A 21,270-nucleotide genomic window follows, 5' to 3' on the forward strand; every position below is an offset into this window, starting at 1 on the left:
TAGCTAAAAGCAGTTCTTAATAATTGAACAAAGCTTTACCTTCCATCAATCCGTTTACTTTTTTTCTAACGTCAGCAATTACTTCTTCATTTTTGATATTGTCTACTACTTCAGAAATTAATTCTGCAATGGTATTCATATCATTTTCTTTAAGACCTCTTGTCGTGATCGCCGCAGTTCCTAATCTGATACCAGAAGTAGTAAATGGAGATTTATCATCAAACGGAACCATATTTTTATTACAAGTAATATCCGCTTTTACTAAAGCTTTTTCCGTTTCTTTTCCGTTTACTCCTTTATTTCTAAGGTCTACCAACATCAGGTGATTGTCTGTTCCACCACTTACAATGTCAAAACCTAAACCTACCATCGCTTTTGATAAAGCTTGAGCATTAGATTTAACTTGTTTTGCGTAAGTCAGGAATTGATCATCAAGAGCTTCTCCGAAAGCAATTGCTTTACCAGCGATCACATGTTCCAATGGTCCACCCTGAATTCCCGGGAAAACAGCTCCGTCAAGAACCTGGCTCATCATTTTGATCTCTCCTTTTGGAGTTTTGTGTCCGTAAGTATTTTCAAAATCTTTCCCCATCATGATCATTCCACCTCTTGGACCTCTTAAAGTCTTATGAGTTGTCGTTGTTACAACATGACAGTGCTCGAATGGAGAATTTAATAATCCTTTTGCAACCAAACCTGCAGGATGTGCAATATCTGCCCAAAGTGTTGCTCCGATTTCGTCTGCAACCTCTCTGAATTTAGCATAATCTAAATCTCTTGAATATGCCGAGAAACCAGCAATTAACATTTTTGGTCTTTCTCTCAACGCCACTTCTCTCATTTGGTCATAGTCGATCAAACCTGTTTCTTGCTGTACTCCGTAAGAAACTACATCATATTGAATTCCTGAAAAATTCACTGCAGAACCATGAGTAAGGTGACCTCCCATAGAAAGATCCATTCCCATGATTTTATCTCCAGGTTTCAAAACTGCCAAATAAATTGCAGCGTTTGCCTGAGAACCAGAATGTGGCTGAACATTTACATAATCAACACCGAAAAGCTGTTTTGCTCTGTCGATAGCCAAAGTTTCAACCTCATCTACTACTTCACAACCTCCGTAATATCTTTTTCCCGGATATCCTTCTGCATATTTATTCGTCAATACACTTCCCATCGCTTTCATTACATTTTCAGAAACAAAGTTTTCTGAAGCAATAAGCTCTAATCCGTGGGATTGTCTTTCTCTTTCTTTTTCGATAAGGTCAAAAATAATGTCCATTTATTCTTAGATTTTTAGATTTTGAACCCCAAAAATACGGATTTTAGTATAGAATATAGTATTCATTCTAATGATTTTTATTCTTTTAGAAACAATTATCTTTAGTCTAAATCTTTCAATTATAAATTCTGATCAACAAAATCTTTGCAATATATTTTAATTTCTTCTCTTACTATCTTAAACTGCCCATCAATTTCTTCTTTCGTTCCCTGGGCTTTTGCAGGGTCAGAAAAATTATGATGAAAAATTTTAGCAGTTGTCGGAAAATACGGGCAGTTTTCTTTGGCATTATCACAAACTGTTATCACAAAATCAAAATCGATGTTTTTATATTCATCTATATGATTTGAAGTATGGTTTGAAATATCAATTCCGTGCTCCATCATTGTTTCAATTGCTTTTGGATTGACACCGTGAGTTTCAATTCCAGCGCTGTATATTTCAGCTTTCTCTCCTGCAAAATCTTTTAGAAAACCATGCGCAATCTGACTTCTGCAGCTGTTTCCTGTACAAAGTATTAATATTTTCTTTTTCATATCTAAACAAATAACCAAACGATATTGATGATGCAAAACTTAGGATCAAAACCAAAAATCAATTGCAAAATAATTACTGAAGAGGTTATGATCAAAGGTTTTTTATATTTAATTAAGCTTCGTTTCATTTCGAAATAATTTATATTCTTTTAATGCCACGAATACACAAATGTATCAGAATTTTTCGTGTATTCGTGGCTAAAAAACTAGCAACATCCACCTCCTGGTTGACAAGAATTTCCTGAATTTGATGCTAATTCTGACAGATTTTTCTTTTGTTTTTCTGAAGGAATTCCGCATGCATCCTGAGCTAAACAAGCCGTCGTTTTGTTGACCAATACAAAATGTTTCCCGTTGAATTCCAAATCGTATTTCCCGATGGTTTCAGCTTGGTACTCCACTTCAATTTCTGAATCTTCTATTCCTAATTTTTCTTCAGAAAGTTTAATAATATTTAAAAGTTTCCCCGGTTTCAGGCGATGCTCAAAATCATCGGCATTCCATAACTGGAAATTCACTACTTTTTCTGAACGAATTACTCCACCACAATCGATAAAATTTTTGGTGATTTGCCCTACTTCAGTTACGTGAAAATGTTCCGGTACAAATGTTCCGTTTTCCAACTGAAATTCTACATTTTCTAATGATGGCAAGATTTCTTTAATTTTTGAAAGTTTCATATAATGTATATTTAATTAATAATGATTGTAATATTGCTATATAACGATAATAATAAATAAAAAAATGCTTTAACAGCATGATTCTGATTGAATATCCTGAGTAAAAAACAATCCTAATTCAGTTTGTACTGTTTTCCAGATTTTCTCATCAATACAATAACAAACCGATTTTCCTTCGATAGAACCTTTAATGATTCCGATATTTTTCAGTTCTTTTAAATGTTGTGAAATTGTAGCTTGCGCTAATCCCAATTCTTCTACCAAATCATTACAAATACACGCTTTTTGATTGATAATATGCTGCAAAATAGCAATTCTTGCAGGATGTCCTAAAACTTTGAAAAGCGTTGCCAATCGGTTTTGTTTTTCGCTAAAAATCTCAGTCTTTGTAAGTCCCATTTCTCTATTTTAATATTGCAATATTACGATAATAAATTTATTGCAGAAAATAAATTTTAGAGAATGTTTAAAAATTTATTTTATCAAATACCTTAAATAATTGTATTTCTTTATTAAATGAAATGCCTTTGTTTATCGTAAAAAAAATTATTTGTAAAAACTTTGTTTGTCTCTGCGGTAAAAAAACGCAAGGATATACAAAGAGTTTAATAAAAAACTGAAATAAGACAAACAAAGCCGTTTCACTTATTTTCGAAAGACAAAAAATTCAAAATACACCACAGGTCTATTTATTCTTTTATAAAATTTAAGTATTTTGTTAGGATAAACAAAATTGATAAAAGGTTAATATCAAAATTGAGTTATAATGTAAAATGATATATTTGCATATCGTAAAAGAAAAAATTGTCTGAAAATTATGGGAAAGAAAAAGTATAAAAAACAATTGCTCAACACTTTAAAGGCTCTTGGTAAATCTGAACATTTAATCCTTGAAAACATGACCGACCTTATGCTGAAAGGAGAATTAAAGAAAAGTAAAATAGAGTTTAAAAACGGTGATACATTTAGTTTTAAAGATAATATTTTTGATTACAGCGAAGATAAAAACATCAGAAAACTGGCTAAACTTCGTAGGGAAATGTTGATTACCATGAATAAAATTGTGGCAAAAAATGAATTTAAAGATAAAGAAATTAAGTTTTTGAGTTAAATTTTAAACTTTACTTTAAACTATCAAAATAAAAAAGTCTCAGATATATTCTGGGACTTTAGTGTTTAATTCAGAAGAAATAACGTCAAATTAATTTTTAATCGCAATATTCATTAAGTCAAAACATAACTTATCAATATTTTCCATTTTTGGATTAAAAGCCGAAACATTTGATAAAACTACAACAGCATTTTTATTTTCAGCATTAAAAGCCAAAGACGAAGAATAGCCTCCTGTTCCGCCATTATGCCATAAAAATTCGCTATCTTTTTTATTTTTTAAAATATGCCACCCTAATCCAATTTTCATATTATCATTAATCGTGAAAGTTGGCTTTCTAGTCAAAGCAAGATCAGTATTTTTAATATTAAACTGTGCATCTACAAATTTTGCCAAATCTTCCGTGGTAGATAAAATTCCGCCACCGCCAAATAAAACATCGAAATCCCAATTGGAAACTTTTTCGCCATCTGCATTCAATCCACTTATAAGTTTATCTTTCAGGTTTTCAGAACTTGTATAGGAATTTTCCATTTTATATTTGTCAAAAATTCTTGTTTGCAACAACTGCTGAAACGAAGTTTTCTGACTTAGTCCAAGTGTATAACCCAATAATCCTGCTCCCAGATTTGAATATTCATATTTAGGATCACTTTTCAGTTTCAAATTATTTTTAAGATAATCCTCTATTTCTTTTTTGCCATAGCTTTTATACGGATTGTTTCCATTTGATAAATCAAGATTATCCGGAAGACGTGATAAACCCGACGTATGATTGGCTAAACTTTTAAAGGTCAGTTTAACATTTCCTTTGAACGGAAAAGAAAAATATGAATTAATATTATCATTTAAATTAATCTTTTTATCCTCAACCAACGAAGCCAGAACCGTCGCCGTAAAAGCTTTTGTAATTGAGCCTATTTCAAAAATTTTATTTTGATTTTTAATGCTTTTTATTGTATCATTTTGTTTGATAATTCCATAGAACTGCGTTTTCCCATGTTCAATAAAAGCAATTGAAACCTGAGTATTGTTAGGAAAATCCTTTGCATTTGAAAATATAGCCTCACTCATATTTTTTGGAAAATCATGTAAAGCATTTACGGTTTTAGTATTTACCTCAACTTTAGATTCTTCATAAGGCTTTACAAAAAGTCCGTTGATTTTATTCTGCTCATCCAAAGAAATATTAACTGCAAAAACAGCTCTTTCAAATTTGGTTTTGTAAACAGCGTAAGTTTCCTGATAATTAATAAATTCTTTTGCTTCAATTTTACCCGCCTGAAGGTTTAAACCCGATAAAAACTGTTTTGTATCTTCTAAAGGCAAAGCTTCCTTCATTTCAGATGAAAAGCTATTATAAATTGCTTCGTATTTTCCGGAATTATAATCATTCTGAAAAACATCAACCGATATTTTATAATTATTAGACTGACCAAAAAACAGAGTGATCATTAGGCTTAAGAGTAAAAAAGAAAATATCTTTTTCATATTTATTAATCAAATATTTTAAAGCTGATTATTTCTTCGCTTTCTCTTTCAACTCTTCTTTATCTTTATCTGAAGGATTCCAGACTTTCACATCAGAATTTTTATCAATTCCTGAAAGAATCTGTACATTGATTCCGTCACTTGCTCCTAATTTCACATAGACTTTCTTAAACTTTCCGTCTTTCTGTTTTACCTCAACAAAAGGAATATCTTTTCCGTTTTTCTTTTCGTACTGAATTAAAGATTCATCCAAAAGCAATGCATTTTTCTGAGAACTCATCACGATTTCTCCGTTGGCAGAAAATCCGGCTCTGATGTATTCGTTATTCGGATTGTTTACGTCACCTTCAACCGGGAACTTTATGGTTCCGTTGGTATCTTTTCCTTTTGGTGCAATCATGGTCAGTTTCCCAGGAAACGTCTTATTCTGCAAAGCTCCGATAACGATTTTCATATCCATTCCCTGTTTCAGCTTTCCTGCTTGAGCTTCGTCAATTTCTCCTTGAAAAATCAGTGAATTCAAATCTGCAATCGAACAAATAGTAGTTCCTGCGTTGAAAGAGTTGGCTTCAATTACCTGACTTCCTACTTTAACGGGAACTTCAAGAACGGTTCCTGCAGCTTTAGAACGGATTTGTGTGGTTGCCAAACCTTGTAATTCAGGAATAGCTCCCGTTTTTGCAATCTGCAAAGTTTTTTGTGCAGTTACCAATTGTTGGTTTGCATTTTTCAAAGCCTGCTGCTGTGTATATAATTGTTGCTGAGCCGTCAAATATTCCTGCTTTGAAATCACCCCTTGCTTGAACAATTTTTCAGACATCGCAAACTGAGTCTGCATATTTGAAACATTCGCTTTAGCGTTGTTGATTTGAAGCTGTGCATTCTGAACGTTTTGTGTTGCATTGTTTACTTCTGCAATATTCGGAACAATTCTTACCGTTGCAATCAATTGTCCGGCTACTACTTTATCTCCTTCATCAACCAAAATCTTATCGATAATCCCTGCAATGTTTGGCTTAATTTCGATTTCTTCTTTAGGAACAATTTTTCCTGTTGCCATCACTTTGTCTTCCATATTCTGAATAGAAGGTTTTCTCGTAAGGAAAGCTTCATTTTGCTTGGAATTTGATTTTACAACATATCCTATTCCTGAAATGAGCGCTATAGCAAACAAAAGTCCCAAAAAGATGTAAATGCCTTTTTTCCAGGTAAATTTCTTTTTCATATGTAAATTTTTATTTTTTTATGGTCATATGTCACCGCTTACGATTTCATATATCTAGTTTATTTTTTTTTTAGATGTCAGATAATAGAAGTCAGATATTAGACTTTAAATGTTTAGTCTTTTAAACTCATAATTTCCAACTTATAATTCATAATTTATTCACTTCTTAATGCCTCAATCGGTCGTATTTTTACCGCTCTCTGTGCAGGAATCATTCCAATTATCAAACCTAAAATCACCATTACCGCCATTGCACTGAAAACATTTCCGTAATTAACCGTTGGATTATAAAATGGAAAATCATCCTGATTTTGAGTTAACGAATTCGCAATCATTAAAACAAAAATTCCGAAAATAAATCCGAGTAAACCCGAACTTAATGTAATCACAACACTTTCCAGTAGAATTTGATTTCTCACTTCCGAAGGTTTTGCCCCTAATGCTCTTCTGATTCCAATTTCTTTGGTTCTTTCCTTTACGGTAATCAACAAGATATTTGAAATCGCGATAACTCCTGCAAGAATCGTTAATGTTCCTACAATGATGGTTAAAAGCTGCATTCCGCTCAAAAATCCGGTCAGTTTTTTAAATTCTTTTCCAAGATTAAAACTTCCAAAAGCATTGGTATCTTCCGGTGAAACCTGATTTTTCTTTTTCAGCTCGTCTTTTACTTTATCTTCTACAAAATTTACATCTGCATTCGGCTTGCTTACAATCGCAAAAACATCCACATTATCTCCGTCATTAAATATTTTGGTGAACGTAGAAAGTGGGATAAAAACAGTTTGGTCATTATCCATTCCACCGCCTTTTTTTACTCTGAAAACTCCGATTACATTAAAGAAAATTCCTTTTACATTGATTGATTTTCCAATCGGATTTTCCTTCTTTTTAGAATCAAAAAAATTCTTGTAAACCTCTTCACCGATTACGGCTACGTTTTTATTTTCTGAAACATCCGCATCATTAAGATATCTTCCGTAAATCAGTTTTTTTTCTGAAATTTTATTTCCGATCGGGTAATCTCCATTTAAATTATACGTTGCAGTCTTTCCGTTTCTCGACATTTGTTCGCCTGCAGATCCGAAATTACCTCTTGAGTTTTTTGGAGAAATATATTCAATTTCACTCACTTTTCGTTGCAGCATATCAATATCCTGAAGTTTCAGATTCATTTGTCTTCCTTTCGGAAAACCTTCATAAGGAATCGAGGTATTTTGTGCCCAAAGAAAAATAGAATTCGTTGCAAAACCTGAAAACAATTTATCGAAACCGTTTTCCATTCCTTTTGCGGAACCCAGTAAAACTACATAAAGGAACATTCCCCAACCCACGCCAATCATGGTAAGAAACGTACGAAGCTTATTATTCTTGAGTGAATAGTAAATCTCCTGCCATGTATCTTTTTTAAATAAAATGTTCACTTTGTTGAGTTATAAGTTATTAATTATGAGTGAGCGATTCATTTTCAAGTTAGCTCATTAACAAATTTTCAAATTAAATTATTCTGTTCTTAATGCTTCAATCGGTTTAATTTTCGAAGCTCTGTATGCAGGAACAAATCCGGCGATCAAACCTGAAAATACCAAAGCAATAAACGCAGCGATAATTTCATACCAACCTACACTTGGATTTTTAATAAAATATTCTTCTAAATTATCTCCAATTAAATTTAAAGCTAAAACTCCCAATCCAACGCCTACAAATCCTGAAACCACGGTAATCACAACGCTTTCCTGAACAATCAATGCAACAATACTTCCCGGTTTTGCACCGATCGCTTTTCTTACACCAATTTCTTTGGTTCGTTCTTTTACGATATACACCATGATGTTGCTGATCCCGATAATTCCTGCCAATAAAGTTCCGATACCAATAAAACCTACAATTCCGGTAAGAACAGCCATAAATGTAAAAGTATCGCTCATGTTTTGGGCATTATTCCAGACGCGAACTCCGTTTTCGTCATCAGGAGAAACATTTTTCCTTGATTTTAAACGGCTTTTAAGCTCATCACCGTATTTTATTGCCTGCTCCGGATTCAAATTTTCATTATAAGCGATATACACCGTACTTACCGTATCTGAACCTTTTTTCATCTGCTGCAAAGTGGTAATCGGAATAGAAATATGTCTTTCGTCCCAATCTCCTCCATCATCAGAAAAAACACCGACTATCTTGAACATCGTTCCATTGATATCTAAATCTTTTCCAACCGGACTTCCGTTTTTAATCAAATCCCGCTGCACCATTCTACCAATAACCGCAACATTTTGTTTTCGCTGCAAATCCATCGGTGAAAGATAGCGACCTTCCAACATTTTCCTGTTTTCGATATATTTTTCTTCGGTATCGGCTCCGTTGATCTGATAATTACCGCTTTCTTTGCCGTATTTTACCATCAAATTTGCTGTATACCTTGGAGATGAATATCCTACTTTTTCTTTATCATTATTAATCAAAAAATCGTAATCATCATTATTCATCGTCACCGTACGATCAGACTGCAAACCATTATAAGCAATCGTTGTTTTTCCTGTAAAAATAGAAATCAGGTTTTGGGCATCTCTTGCAAAACCTTCGGTGAAAGCATTCTGCAAACCTTTACCAATTCCGAAAAGAACAATAAAAATAAACAGACCCAAAGCCACGGTAAAGCCCGAAAGCACCGTTCGCAATACATTACTGCGAATTGAACTGAATATTTCCTGCCAACGATCTAGGTCAAACATATTTTTTGGTTTGAAGCGGGAAGATGGATGATGGAAGCTTCCATACTTACCGCTGATTTTTTATTTAACTTTAAAAGTAAATTTTCACTTTTTTATCAATTACAACTGTGGCATATTTTGATTGGAACGCTGCAATAAACTTTAAGCATCCAACATCCAGCCTATTTACAAAACAATCTGATTTATAAACTCATCACTTTCTATAATTCCGTCTCTCAGAATTACATTTCTTTTAGTTTGAGCGGCAACATCAGGTTCGTGAGTTACAACGATGATTGTTTTTCCTTCGTTGTTGATATCCTGAAGAAGCTTCATAATATCATGAGTGGTTTTTGAATCTAATGCTCCGGTTGGTTCATCGGCAAGAATTACTTTTGGATCTGTAATTAATGCTCTTGCGATGGCAACTCTTTGTTTTTGTCCACCCGAAAGCTCATTGGGTAAGTGATTTGCCCATTGTGCCAATCCTACTTTCTCCAAATATTCTAAAGCCTTTTGGTTTCTTTCTTTTCTTGAAACATTTTGATAATATAAAGGAAGCGCTACATTTTCTATCGCCGTTTTGTAACCAATCAAATTGAAAGACTGAAATACAAATCCTAAAAATTTTGAGCGGTATTCCGCAGCTTTCACTTCATTTAGATGTTCGATAGGAATCCCATCCAGCTCATAAGTCCCGGAATCTTTTTCATCCAAAATTCCGATAATATTCAACAAAGTTGATTTTCCGGAACCTGAACTTCCCATAATAGAGACAAATTCACCTTCAGAAATATTGAGGTTAATTCCTTTGAGAACGTGCAGTTTACTCTTGCCCGTGTCGTATGATTTATTGAGATCCTGAATTACTAACATTAAGCTTTGGATGTTTTATGTCTTATAAGTAGCCACTATTCTTGTTTTGTTACAACATTAAAAAAATCTTTTTATTTCATGATTGTTTAATACTTAACTATATAAATATCAATTATTTAAAAACATCTGTTTAACCAAAATCAGCGTCAACAATTTGTTTCCGCCACTTAAGTTGCTCTAACCCAATGGTAAAGGGTGTTTCATGTAAATGTGGAAAACTTTTATGGTTAAAAGTCAGCCAATTAAGCTTTAGCCCTTTTAAAATCAGTCTTCATTTTCTAACTTTGTACGTAGATTCTGAAAGAAGGTATTGCTGATTAAGGTAAAAAAATCACTTTATTAACTTTCAAAAAATCAAATACTTATCATTTCAACGATTGTATTTGTAGAATTTTATTTTTGACAAAACAAAAGACATAAAATTTATAATATGGGAATTTTCGATAAAAGAATTAGTTACAAGCCATTTGAGTACCCTGAAGTTCTTCAGTTTACAGAAGCTATCAACAAATCGTTTTGGGTACACTCAGAAGTAGATTTCACGGCAGATGTTCAAGATTTTCAGTCGCAGCTTGAGCCGCACGAAAAAAATGCTGTAAAAAATGCACTTTTAGCGATCGCCCAGATTGAAGTTTCGGTAAAAACTTTTTGGGGAAATCTTTACAATCACATGCCAAAACCTGAGCTTAACGGTCTTGGAGCGACTTTCGCAGAGTGCGAATTCCGTCATTCTGAAGCATACTCTCGTTTGCTGGAAGTTTTAGGTTACAACGAAGAGTTTACACATGTTGTAGAAGTTCCGGCTCTTAAAAAGAGAATCGACTTCTTATCAAATGTTTTGAAGCACGCCAATTCTACCACTCCAAAAGAGTATGTGTCTTCTCTTTTGTTATTCAGTATTTTGATAGAAAACGTTTCGCTTTTCTCACAATTTGCAATCATTCTTTCTTTCACAAGATTCAAAGGATACATGAAAAATGTTTCCAATATCATCGCCTGGACTTCTATTGATGAGCAGATTCACGCCAATGCAGGTATTTATCTGATCAATAAAATCCGTGAAGAGCAACCTGATCTTTTGACTGATTCTGATATTGAAGATATTTATACTTTAGTTGACCAATCGATCGAATTGGAAGGCGAAATCATCGAATGGATTTTTGAATTGGGTGAATTTAATTTTTTCACCAAAGAAGACTTGTTAAACTTCATGAAATACCGTGTTGACGATAGTTTAAAGAAAATCAACATGGCAACTCGTTACAACATCACTCCGGAACAATACAGACCGATGGTTTGGTTCGAAGAAGAAGTTTTCGCAAACTCTATGGATGATTTCTTTGCAAAAAGACCGGTAGATTATACAAAGCACGATAAGAGTATTACAGCGAACGATTTGTTTTAAAATTCCCCTTCTTTGAAGGGGTGGCAAAAATTTAGAAAATTTTTGACGGGGTAGTTTTATAATATTTTTTTTGGCGCCTTTATCCGTCTTCCACTCCCGCTTTTTTGTCATTGCGAACAACGCGAAGCAATTGTTGCACTATTTGCGAAACGCAATAACAAAAAGAGCTCCGTTCAAGTCGGGGCGCGAGCGAAGCGAGCGCCAAAACAGTTAGTATTAGAGATTTGTCATTCTGAATGAAGCGAAAGCGAAATGAAGAATCTCAAGCTTAATATTCTTAAAAACCTAAATTAACCTTAATGGTTAAATTTTAAAACATTAAGATAGAATTAAGAAGTTAAGATTATTAAGAGAGTCCTCGCAATGACCAAAAAATAAAATATGATCAATGTAATCGTAACTTATACCGTAAAACCTGAATTTGTATCTGAAAACAAAAGCAATATTCAGAAGTTTTTGAATGATTTTAAAACTTTGGATCAGTCAAAATTCGAGTATAAGGTTTTTGTAAAAGAAGACAGCGTTACGTTTGTTCATTTTTCAAATTATGAAAACGAAGAAGTACAGAATATGGTTTTAAATATTCCGTCCTTCAAAGAATTTCAAAGAGTAAGAGATGAAAGCGGATTGAATGATTCTCATAAAGTAGAAATTTTACAGTCTGTTGGAGTTGAATAAATAAAATAGAGGCGCGAGCGAAGCGAGCGCCGAAACAGTTAGTATTAGCGATCTGTCATTCTGAATGAAGCGAAAGCGAAATGAAGAATCTCAAGCTTAATATTCTTAAAAACTTAAATTAACCTTAATGGTTAAATTTTAAAGCAATTAAAACATTAAGATAGAATTAAGAAGTTAAGTTTATTAAGATATTGTTTCATTCCCTGCAATGACAAACTGGAGAACATCAATAGAAACGGGCTAAAGCCCGTTTTCAAAAAAAAGATAAAAATGCATTTGGCTTTAGCCAAAACTTAAAAGGTTTGATTTATTGCCAGCTTTGAAAAGTGTGATTTGAAGAAATAATTAAAAAACTTTGTCAAAGATTTTCAACTTTGACAAAGTGAAAAGAAAACAAATCGTGATCTTAGCCCTGATTGAGCGACGTGTCTGAGCTCTTTTCTTTGCAAAAGAAAAAAGCGAGTAGCGAAAGCAGGTAGAAAATTGAGGAGGAACACAAAACGTGATGCTCTTAAAAAATAAAAAATCAATGTACAACGTACATTTTACAATATAAATGAACATGGAAGAACAAAATACAAATATCTGGTGGCTCAATGAAGAATCTGAGCAAATGTTGAACAGAGGTTACCTTCTAAAAGGAGAAACCGTAGACGGAGCGATTGACAGAATCACCACTGCCGCTGCAAAAAGATTATATAAACCCGAATTACAGCCTGCTTTCAAGGAAATGATCACCAAAGGATGGATCAGTTTTTCTTCTCCGGTTTGGGCAAATATGGGAACACAGAGAGGTCTTCCAATCTCTTGTTTCAACGTACATATTCCGGACAGCATTGAAGGAATTACCCACAAAATGGGTGAAGTGATTATGCAGACGAAAATCGGAGGCGGAACTTCAGGCTATTTCGGGGAACTTCGTAACAGAGGAACTGCAGTAACCGACAACGGAAAATCTTCAGGAGCTGTTTCTTTTATGAAGCTTTTTGATACTGCAATGGATGTGGTTTCTCAAGGCGGTGTAAGAAGAGGTGCTTTTGCTGCTTACCTGGATATTGACCACGGAGATATTGAAGAATTTTTATCAATTAAAGATATCGGAAGTCCGATTCAGAACTTATTTACCGGAATTTGTGTTCCTGATTACTGGATGCAGGACATGATTGACGGTGATATGGATAAACGTAAAATCTGGGCAAGAGTTTTGGAAAGCCGTCAACAAAAAGGTTTACCCTATATTTTCTTTACCGACAACGTTAACAGAAATAAACCACAGGTTTATAAAGATTTAGGATTAACGGTAAATGCGAGTAATCTTTGCTCGGAAATCATGCTTCCGTCAACAAGAGAAGAATCTTTCATCTGCTGTCTTTCTTCAATGAACTTAGAATTGTATGACGAGTGGAAAGATACTGATGCTGTTAAATTAGCAATCTATTTCCTTGACGCTGTTTTATCTGAATTTATCGAAAAAACAGAAGGAAATTATTATCTTCAGGGAGCCAGAAACTTCGCAATGCGTCACAGAGCGCTTGGTTTGGGAGTTTTGGGTTACCATTCTTACCTTCAGAAAAATATGATTCCGTTTGAAAGTTTTGAGGCGACTCAGTTCAATGCAAGAGCTTTCAAAAGAATTAAAGAACAGGCAGATATCGCGACAAGAGAACTAGCAAACATTTACGGAGAACCAGACTTATTAAAAGGTTACGGAATCCGTAATACAACAACAATGGCAATTGCTCCTACAACTTCAAGTTCTGCAATTTTGGGACAAACTTCTCCTGGAATTGAGCCTTTCGCTTCGAATTATTACAAAGCAGGTTTGGCAAAAGGAAACTTTATGCGTAAGAATAAATATCTTGCTAAATTGTTGGAAGAAAAAGGTCTTGATAACGAAGATACATGGAGAACAATTATGCTAAACCATGGTTCGGTACAGCATTTAAGTGAGTTGACTGACGAAGAAAAAGCAGTATTTAAAACCTTTAAAGAAATTTCTCCGATGGAGATTATTTCTCAGGCTGCACAAAGACAACAGTACATCGATCAGGCTCAGTCTCTGAACTTACAGATCCCTTCAACAATGCCTGTAAAAGACGTTAACTATCTTTACATCGAAGCTTGGAAAAAAGGCGTAAAAACTTTGTATTACCAAAGAAGTTCGTCTGTCTCTAAAGAAATGATGGTGAATTTTGTGAGCTGTTCGGCTTGTGAAGCTTAATAAAGTAAAAAGGTAAAAGTTTAAAGAATCAAGTTAGGCTTTGAATATATTTAAAACCGTAGAAATTTTCTACGGTTTTTATTTTAGATAAAATGTAAAATAAACTTTACAATATGTAAAATATTTTTTACATTTGTTTTAATAAAAATTACAATCATGAATACGTTACAACTTTTCTCAAACCGCTATAAAAAAATAGGCTGGTTTATTTTTATTCCATCATTAATTCTAGGAATAATTTCATTGACGGGAATTATCGATTCTACTGAAATTTCGTTACCCGTATTTTATAGCTCAGGATTTCCTTTGAATAATGAAAATTCGGGATTATTTACGACCACAACAATAGATCTTTTCCCAAATCTTTTTGGAATCTTAATTATTATCGGCGGAATATTGGTAGGATTTTCAAAGGAGAAAATTGAAGATGAGTACATCTCAAGTTTAAGATTAAAATCTGTATTTTGGAGCTTAATAGTCACCTACTCTATCGTTCTAATCTTATTTTTAACCATATTTGGAACATTATTCTTCACCGCCATGATTTTGATTATGTTTTTACCTTTGGTACTTTATGTTTTCAGATTTAATTATTTATTACTTAAAAAATGAAAAACACCATTAAAATAGAAAGAGCTTTAAAGAACATCACTCAGGAAGATTTGGCAAAAAAAATCGGGGTTTCACGACAGACCATCAATGCCATGGAAGCCGGAAAGTATGTTCCCTCAACAGTTTTAGCATTGAAAATTGCAAAATATTTCGACAAAAAAGTAGAAGATATTTTTGAGTTGGAGAATGAAGATTAACGGCGAATTGCATCTATTTCGAAAAAAATAAACTAATCATTATAATAAGCACTTTATACATTTAACGCAAAGCTTGATCTTCGCAAAGCCTATTTCTAAGGAGCAAAGATGAATCAATAAATTGATTTTTATGAAGCGACTACTTTATTCATCAAGCTTCATCAGCGACTTTGTCGCTATTCTTTGCTCCTTAAAATATGAAGTTTAAAAATTAAAATCTTTGCGTGATAAAAGATTTTGCTTATTTTTTATCTCGAACTCGAGCTAATTAAATCTATGAAAAAACTAATTATTTTCTTCCTAATGATGAGCGTAAACATTGTTTATTCTCAATCTAAAATTTATGCATTTGTAGGCAAGAAAATTTCCGTTGAAAGAGTAAATCCTGACGATAATTTTTATTTGAAATATAGAAATGTTTATAAAGTCGAGCAGGTTTTCGATAATGAAATTAAAACAGATACTCTTATTTTCAATTCATACACGCATATGAATCAGATTAACTACTCTGTCTACGATTACGCAATTATTTATCTTGTAAAAAATGATAACGGAAATTTCATTCAGAAAAGAACTTATTACACGCCAATAATTTTAAATAAAAATGGTAATTGGTACGGTTTTGAGCCGTCTGACGAAAACATACAAGAATATGAATTAATAACTAGCAAGAATCTTTACATCAAGAAAAATCTTAAAACAGCCAAAATAATTTATCCTGAATTTAAAAAAAGAAAATATCTTATAAAAGCATTTTATCCATCTTCATTTTTTAATCATGTGAATAAAAACTCAATAGGAATTAAGAATCTGAAAACAGCAGAAAAGCTTTACGAGGAAAAAATAAAAGAAATATCTGGCAAAAAGAATTGATTATTTCTAAAAAAATAAGCGAAATTATCCATTTACAAAACTCAAGTCAATCTCATTAATTTATTTATATTTGTTTACAACTAAAACCTCCCACCTAATCCCTAAAACCTTAATAAAATGAAATTCGGACAAGTAGAAGATCCTTCGCAAATAGATTTTACCTTACCAAAAGATCATCCAAAAACCAAAGAAATTTTGAAGCAAAACAAAAAAGGGCTGGAAAACATTTCGATTGGCTGTGCAAAATGGAATAAGACTGATTTGAAAGGTTTTTACCCGAAAGGTACGAAAGACGAATTGGCGTATTATTCTACACAGTTTAATTCGATTGAATTGAATGCGACTTTCTATGGAATGCCAAGTTCTGAACAGGTTTTAACGTGGAAAGAAAAAACACCCGAAAATTTCAGGTTTTTCCCAAAAATCACCAATACGGTTTCTCATTTCAGAAGACTTTTGAATATTGATGATGTTGTAACGCAGTTTGCAACGGCAGTTCTTAATTTTGATGATAAATTAGGAATGGTTTTCCTACAGCTTCACGATAATTTTAAACCAAAAGATTACGAAAGGCTTGAACAGTTTGTGAATAAATGGCCTAAAGAAGTTCCTTTAGCCATCGAACTCAGAAATACGGAATGGTTTACTGATGAAGAAATTTTAGATAAAACCTGCGAACTTTTCGAGCAAAATAATATTACGAACATTATTGTAGACACGGCAGGAAGACGAGATATGCTTCACATGAGATTGACGACTCCAAATGCTTTCATCCGTTATGTTGGCGCCAATCATGAATCAGATTATGCCCGATTGGAAGATTGGCTAGACCGATTGACGACGTGGAAAAAAGAAGGTCTTCAGAATTTATATTTTTTCGTTCATCAAAATATCGAAAAGGCATCCCCACTTCTTTCAGCCTATTTTATTGAAAAGATGAATGAAGCTTGGAAAACTGATCTTCAGATTCCAAAAATGGGACAGGAAAATATGCCAAGTTTATTTTAGAATTATTTCTTTCTTACCAAAAGAACAAAATTCAAGAACAGTAAAAGAAAACAAAGTGTTACCCAAATTCCCATTAGCATATTTTGGTAATTGTCTTCTTCTATTTCTTTTTTAGCGATTGCAGAAAGTTTTTCGCTTTGGTTGATGTAGTTTTGAACTTCAATCATCTGATCCATATTTTTATTGGGAACAGAATGCTGGGAAAAATAAACGAGATTTTTTTTACCTAAATATCCTGCAACCCAATATTCATCAGATTTGGTCATTTTTAAATATTCAACTCTGTAATATTCAGGACGAATTTTTCCGATATGCTTGGTTTCTAAAGGTGTATTTTTATCAAGATTATTAACATTAATGACATAAAAATCCAATGGTTGTGGAAGCTTATTGATTACCTGTAATGACAAAGAATTACTTACAACCCCTATCACCGATTTTTTGATAAACCAATACGTAAAAACAGAAACCGCAAAAACCACACTTGCAATCCTGAAAAGCTTTGCCAACTGACCCAACTTTCCTTTTTTCAGTTTTGAAAAAAAGAGCGAGAAAACAAGCGAAAGAAAAATAACAAAAATGATAAATCCCATAAGTGCAAAGATACTTATTTAAAGATTGCTGATGAGATTCTTAATCTACATTCCATTCTTTCATAAACTGGTCGAGGAAAGTCAGCATAAACTGATGTCTTTCTTCGGCTATTTTTTTGCCTTCATTGGTATTCATTAAGTCTTTCAAAAGCAACAGTTTTTCGTAGAAATGATTAATCGTTGTTCCGTTTGATTTTTTATACTCTTCTTTAGACATATTCAGTTTTGGCTCAATATCGGGATGATACATCAGATTATTTTTAAAACCACCAAAATTAAAAGTTCTTGCCACTCCAATCGCACCAATAGCATCGATTCTATCTGCGTCCTGTACAACTTTAAGTTCGATAGGCAAATCTTTTGGAGCCTCTCCCCTATTTTTAAATGAAATATTCTGAATAACAAATAAAACCTGCTGAATAATTTTTTCTTCAACATTCTGACTTTCTAAAAATTCTCTTGAAATTTTCAGAGCTAAAGTTTCATCTCCATTATGAAATTTAGGATCGGCAATATCATGCAATAGAGCAGAAAGTTCTACAACTTCAATATTACAATCTTCGGTCTGAGCGATTTTTTTGGAAAGTTTCCAGACTCTTTCAATGTGAAACCAATCGTGACCAGCTTCTGCTCCTTCCAATTTTTCTTTTACAAATTGTATTGTGTTTTGAATTATGTTGCTCATGTTTGAATTTTGATATAATTTATTTTTAAACCACCCCGTCAAAAATTCTTTCGAATTTTCGCCACCCCTCCAAAGGAGGGGAATTTTTATTGCCTAATTTTTGATCTCATTCAAAATAATATTCCAAAGTTTTTTATTATAACTTCTGAAAAAATTGACATGCCCGATTTCATCTTTTTCTGATTCTGAAGTCTTTAAGATTCTATAATTAGGTTTCAAATTAAAATAAACATCATTCAGGAGGCTTTTCACGCCTTTTTCGGTCAACCAAACATCGTCTTCAGCATATAAAACCAATACTTTTTGGGTTAATTCTTTTGAATAATCTTGAGTTTTAAGCAATAATTTTCCGGTAGATTTTCTGTTCAAAATTAAGGTTCTCCAGTCATAAGCGCAATTTTTTGGAAGACTTTCTCCCAATCTGAACCAATTTGCCGGGAAATAGCCAAATAGCTCCGTAAAAAAAGGTTGTGCAAATCCGAAACCGAGAAATGCTTCCAATTTTGTTTTCCATTTCAGGTTTCCAATAAAAGCATTTTGGGTGGCTACGAAAATAAACTTTTCAAATATTTTAGAGTCTCCGTTCATTCCGACAATTAAAGCTCCTACAGAATGTCCCACACAAAATTTTTGATATTCCGGAAAATTTTTAATGATAAATTCTGTGAGTGTTTTAAAATCTTCATTTCCCCAGATTCTCATTGATGCTTTAAAATTTCGCATTTTTTCAGGCTTTGAAAGCCCAATTCCACGGTAATCGTAGGTAATAACAGTAAAACCTTTTTCTGCAAAAAACTGGGCAAAAGAAAAGTAAACCTGTTGTTTTACTCCTGTTGCAGAATTAATCAGAATAATTTTATCATTAGATTTTTCCGGTTTAAAGAGGTGGGTGGTCAGTTGGCATTGATCTTTTGTAGTAAGTATCAGTTTTTCCATGAGAATATAATAAAAAATCCACATCTAATGTGGAAATTTTAGTTTTATAAACCTCTATTAAAAAGGCTTATTAATATGCATTAAATAACGTTTATATCAAATCTTTAATGTAAGGAAGTGCCATTTGCGCACCTTTTCCTAAAGAAACTTTTGAGGAAACCAGATTACCGAATTTCACACAATCTTCAATGGTATTTTTATGACACAATGCGACTGCAAAACCAGAGGTAAAGGCATCGCCCATTCCCATTTTGTAGACCATACTTTCATTTTCGTTACGGAAATATTTCATTTCAACACCGTCATAGTAAATCGTAGAATTGGTTTCGTCTCTTACGAAAAGTTTATTAAAATATTTTTTAAGAATTTCTTCTCTTTTATCTTCTCCAAAGATGATTGAAAGCTCATTGCTTCGGGCTATGATAAAATCAACATCATCTAAGATTTGTTCATTTAATTTTGTTCCGGGAGATGCATACAGACCAACCATTTTACCAAGGCTTTTTGCCTTTTTTACGGTATATTCGATAACTTCCATGGGAATTTCCAGCTGCAAAAGAATAAGAGATGATGAATGAATATATCTTTCAGCATCATCAATTTGCTTTATCGTTACTTTTTTATTGGCGGCAGAGTCTACTACTACAGAAAAATCTCCGTTACAACTTGTTACATAGGCAATGCCTGTAGATTCCTGATCTGTTTCATAAACAAAACCTACATTAACATTTTCATTAACAAGATTTCGCATGATTTGCTGCCCTAAAGGATCAATCCCTACACAGCCAACAAAATGAACAGCGGCGCCCAATCTTGCGGTACCAACTGCCTGATTAGCACCTTTTCCTCCAAAGAAATTTTCAGAATTAGTAGCCATTACCGTTTCATTACGAGACGGAATTTTATCAGTATACAATATCAAATCTAGCGAACAACTGCCAATAACGACAATCTTTGGATGCTCTGAAGAAAAGTTCATAATAATATTTTCATAGTCTTCTCAATTTAAAAACTACATTTTAAATGTAAGCAATTTTTAGCTAACTAATATCTCAATAAACTCTGTAATAATTTTTACTGGTTTATTATTTTCATCAAATGCTATATAACTTGCATAAAAGCCTTCGCCATAACCGGTTTCAAAAGCAAAAATATTTCCCGGATTTTCTTCTGTAGGCTTCAAAAATGCAAACTGATCGATAGCTCCGTTTTCATCAAAAAAATGATCATGAAAGAATTCTTCATAAATTCCCATAAAATCATCTCCTTTTCTTTGGAAAAGTTTCTGCTCAAGGAGATTAAGCTGTTCCTGAGTTTGTACATCCATAAAACAGCCCATCCCGCTTTCTACAGGGTAACCAAAAACTTCCCCTTCAGCTAAGTCTTTTATATTCTGCTCTTTGGTTGTAGCTAATTTCCATGATGAAATTTTTGCATCACTAAATACAATTTCTGCATAAGCAACACAGTTGCTTTCTCTTTCTTTGTGCAGTAAAACCTGAAAATCTCCTTTTGGAAACTCAGTAGAAAAAGGCTGCATATCATTCGTGATCAAAGGATCACAAGCAACCAATTTTCCGGTGGAAAGATATATTTTCCCAATTTCAAAACTTTCTAATAATGGACTTTCGACAAAGTCTTTAGAGAAAAGTTTTTGTATGTTTTCTAGATGTGTCATTATTTTTTTATTCTATAATTGGGTTAGAACTACACTTAATTTAAGAATTGTCAGGCTGAGCGGAGTCGAAGCCTTCTTTATTACTTTTAAAATTATCTGAATGAGTTCCATTTTGGCAAATGGATAATTCTTTTAACTTATCCCAATTATCATTTATAATTGCTTCTTTTTTCTTTCTACTCCAACCTTTCACTTGTTTTTCAAATGCTATGGCTTGAAGTATATCATTAAATTCATAAAAGAAGACAAGTTGAACTGGCCTTCTTTTATGAGTATAACTGTCAGGAAATTTACCTGATTGATGTTGAGAAAATCTCAACTCAAGATTATTGATAACTCCTGTATAATAGGAATTGTCGGAACATTTTAATATATATACAAAATATTGTTTCACTTTATTCCAAAAAGCTTCGACTCCGCTCAGCCTGACAAATCTAATACTAACAGTTTTTGCTTTATTTTCACTGTCACG

Annotated in this window: 23 protein-coding genes; 8 read left to right on the forward strand and 15 right to left on the reverse strand. The window is 33.1% G+C overall.

What is annotated here, in order from left to right; all coding sequences use genetic code 11:
* Positions 1–16 precede the first annotated feature (16 nt).
* The 4 genes from glyA to OEW74_RS03395 all read right to left on the reverse strand — a co-directional run bounded on the left by glyA (position 17) and on the right by OEW74_RS03395 (position 2,897).
* Positions 17–1,282 carry a serine hydroxymethyltransferase gene (gene glyA / locus OEW74_RS03380; RefSeq protein ID WP_265427152.1) on the reverse strand — a complete coding sequence of 422 codons (1,266 nt, stop codon included), beginning with the start codon at positions 1,280–1,282 and terminating at the stop codon, positions 17–19.
* A 119-nt stretch (positions 1,283–1,401) separates the two neighbouring features.
* Positions 1,402–1,818, reverse strand: coding sequence for an arsenate reductase ArsC (locus OEW74_RS03385; RefSeq protein ID WP_265427153.1), 417 nt, complete (start codon positions 1,816–1,818; stop codon positions 1,402–1,404).
* Positions 1,819–2,024: 206 nt separating this feature from the next.
* Complete coding sequence (locus OEW74_RS03390; RefSeq protein ID WP_265427154.1) at positions 2,025–2,498, reverse strand: DUF6428 family protein; 474 nt, start codon at positions 2,496–2,498, stop codon at positions 2,025–2,027.
* Between the two features lie 69 nt (positions 2,499–2,567).
* Positions 2,568–2,897 carry an ArsR/SmtB family transcription factor gene (locus tag OEW74_RS03395; RefSeq protein ID WP_265427155.1) on the reverse strand — a complete coding sequence of 110 codons (330 nt, stop codon included), beginning with the start codon at positions 2,895–2,897 and terminating at the stop codon, positions 2,568–2,570.
* Between the two features lie 418 nt (positions 2,898–3,315).
* Here OEW74_RS03395 and OEW74_RS03400 point away from each other — a divergent pair, with 418 nt between their 5' ends.
* Positions 3,316–3,609: a hypothetical protein gene (locus OEW74_RS03400; protein WP_265427156.1), complete on the forward strand. Its 294-nt coding sequence runs from the start codon at positions 3,316–3,318 to the stop codon at positions 3,607–3,609.
* A gap of 90 nt (positions 3,610–3,699) precedes the next feature.
* Here OEW74_RS03400 and OEW74_RS03405 read toward each other — a convergent pair whose 3' ends face one another.
* The 5 genes from OEW74_RS03405 to OEW74_RS03425 all read right to left on the reverse strand — a co-directional run bounded on the left by OEW74_RS03405 (position 3,700) and on the right by OEW74_RS03425 (position 9,912).
* On the reverse strand, positions 3,700–5,100 hold the full coding sequence (locus OEW74_RS03405) for a beta-lactamase family protein (protein WP_265427157.1): 1,401 nt from the start codon (positions 5,098–5,100) through the stop codon (positions 3,700–3,702).
* 28 nt (positions 5,101–5,128) lie between these two features.
* Positions 5,129–6,325, reverse strand: coding sequence for an efflux RND transporter periplasmic adaptor subunit (locus tag OEW74_RS03410; RefSeq protein ID WP_265427158.1), 1,197 nt, complete (start codon positions 6,323–6,325; stop codon positions 5,129–5,131).
* A gap of 155 nt (positions 6,326–6,480) precedes the next feature.
* Positions 6,481–7,749, reverse strand: a complete 1,269-nt coding sequence (locus OEW74_RS03415; RefSeq protein ID WP_265427159.1) for an ABC transporter permease — start codon at positions 7,747–7,749, stop codon at positions 6,481–6,483.
* 78 nt (positions 7,750–7,827) lie between these two features.
* Positions 7,828–9,057 carry an ABC transporter permease gene (locus tag OEW74_RS03420; RefSeq protein ID WP_265427160.1) on the reverse strand — a complete coding sequence of 410 codons (1,230 nt, stop codon included), beginning with the start codon at positions 9,055–9,057 and terminating at the stop codon, positions 7,828–7,830.
* Positions 9,058–9,222: 165 nt separating this feature from the next.
* Complete coding sequence (locus OEW74_RS03425) at positions 9,223–9,912, reverse strand: ABC transporter ATP-binding protein (protein WP_265427161.1); 690 nt, start codon at positions 9,910–9,912, stop codon at positions 9,223–9,225.
* 430 nt (positions 9,913–10,342) lie between these two features.
* Here OEW74_RS03425 and OEW74_RS03430 point away from each other — a divergent pair, with 430 nt between their 5' ends.
* From OEW74_RS03430 to OEW74_RS03460, 7 genes are all read left to right on the forward strand, one after another.
* On the forward strand, positions 10,343–11,317 hold the full coding sequence (locus tag OEW74_RS03430) for a ribonucleotide-diphosphate reductase subunit beta (protein ID WP_265427162.1): 975 nt from the start codon (positions 10,343–10,345) through the stop codon (positions 11,315–11,317).
* Positions 11,318–11,698: 381 nt separating this feature from the next.
* A complete protein-coding gene (locus tag OEW74_RS03435; RefSeq protein WP_265427163.1) occupies positions 11,699–11,995 on the forward strand; it encodes a hypothetical protein in 297 nt (98 codons plus the stop codon).
* A gap of 562 nt (positions 11,996–12,557) precedes the next feature.
* On the forward strand, positions 12,558–14,216 hold the full coding sequence (locus OEW74_RS03440; protein WP_102980823.1) for a ribonucleoside-diphosphate reductase subunit alpha: 1,659 nt from the start codon (positions 12,558–12,560) through the stop codon (positions 14,214–14,216).
* A gap of 156 nt (positions 14,217–14,372) precedes the next feature.
* Entirely contained in the window at positions 14,373–14,828 is a 456-nt protein-coding gene (locus OEW74_RS03445; protein WP_265427164.1) for a hypothetical protein, read from the forward strand.
* The gene (locus OEW74_RS03450; protein WP_265427165.1) at positions 14,825–15,025 is read left to right on the forward strand and encodes a helix-turn-helix transcriptional regulator; all 201 of its coding nucleotides are present in this window, start codon (positions 14,825–14,827) and stop codon (positions 15,023–15,025) included. The genes OEW74_RS03445 and OEW74_RS03450 overlap by 4 nt, the downstream gene beginning before the upstream one ends.
* Before the next feature lie 276 nt (positions 15,026–15,301).
* A complete protein-coding gene (locus tag OEW74_RS03455; protein ID WP_265427166.1) occupies positions 15,302–15,898 on the forward strand; it encodes a hypothetical protein in 597 nt (198 codons plus the stop codon).
* Positions 15,899–16,015: 117 nt separating this feature from the next.
* A complete protein-coding gene (locus OEW74_RS03460) occupies positions 16,016–16,906 on the forward strand; it encodes a DUF72 domain-containing protein (protein WP_265427167.1) in 891 nt (296 codons plus the stop codon).
* Between the two features lie 2 nt (positions 16,907–16,908).
* Here the strand turns inward: OEW74_RS03460 and OEW74_RS03465 are convergent, their stop codons facing one another.
* From OEW74_RS03465 to OEW74_RS03490, 6 genes are all read right to left on the reverse strand, one after another.
* Positions 16,909–17,499: a hypothetical protein gene (locus OEW74_RS03465; RefSeq protein ID WP_084550668.1), complete on the reverse strand. Its 591-nt coding sequence runs from the start codon at positions 17,497–17,499 to the stop codon at positions 16,909–16,911.
* Between the two features lie 40 nt (positions 17,500–17,539).
* Positions 17,540–18,184 carry an HD domain-containing protein gene (locus tag OEW74_RS03470; protein ID WP_265427168.1) on the reverse strand — a complete coding sequence of 215 codons (645 nt, stop codon included), beginning with the start codon at positions 18,182–18,184 and terminating at the stop codon, positions 17,540–17,542.
* Between the two features lie 93 nt (positions 18,185–18,277).
* On the reverse strand, positions 18,278–19,120 hold the full coding sequence (locus OEW74_RS03475; protein WP_265427169.1) for an alpha/beta fold hydrolase: 843 nt from the start codon (positions 19,118–19,120) through the stop codon (positions 18,278–18,280).
* A gap of 91 nt (positions 19,121–19,211) precedes the next feature.
* Positions 19,212–20,099 (reverse strand): ribokinase, encoded by an 888-nt coding sequence (locus OEW74_RS03480; protein ID WP_265427170.1) that lies wholly within the window; start codon positions 20,097–20,099, stop codon positions 19,212–19,214.
* 57 nt (positions 20,100–20,156) lie between these two features.
* Positions 20,157–20,798 (reverse strand): DUF4241 domain-containing protein, encoded by a 642-nt coding sequence (locus OEW74_RS03485; protein WP_265427171.1) that lies wholly within the window; start codon positions 20,796–20,798, stop codon positions 20,157–20,159.
* Positions 20,799–20,838: 40 nt separating this feature from the next.
* Positions 20,839–21,192, reverse strand: coding sequence for a GIY-YIG nuclease family protein (locus OEW74_RS03490; RefSeq protein WP_265427172.1), 354 nt, complete (start codon positions 21,190–21,192; stop codon positions 20,839–20,841).
* Positions 21,193–21,270: the final 78 nt, after the last annotated feature.

Source organism: Chryseobacterium sp. YIM B08800 (assembly GCF_026163565.1).
Taxonomy (GTDB): Bacteria; Bacteroidota; Bacteroidia; order Flavobacteriales; family Weeksellaceae; genus Chryseobacterium.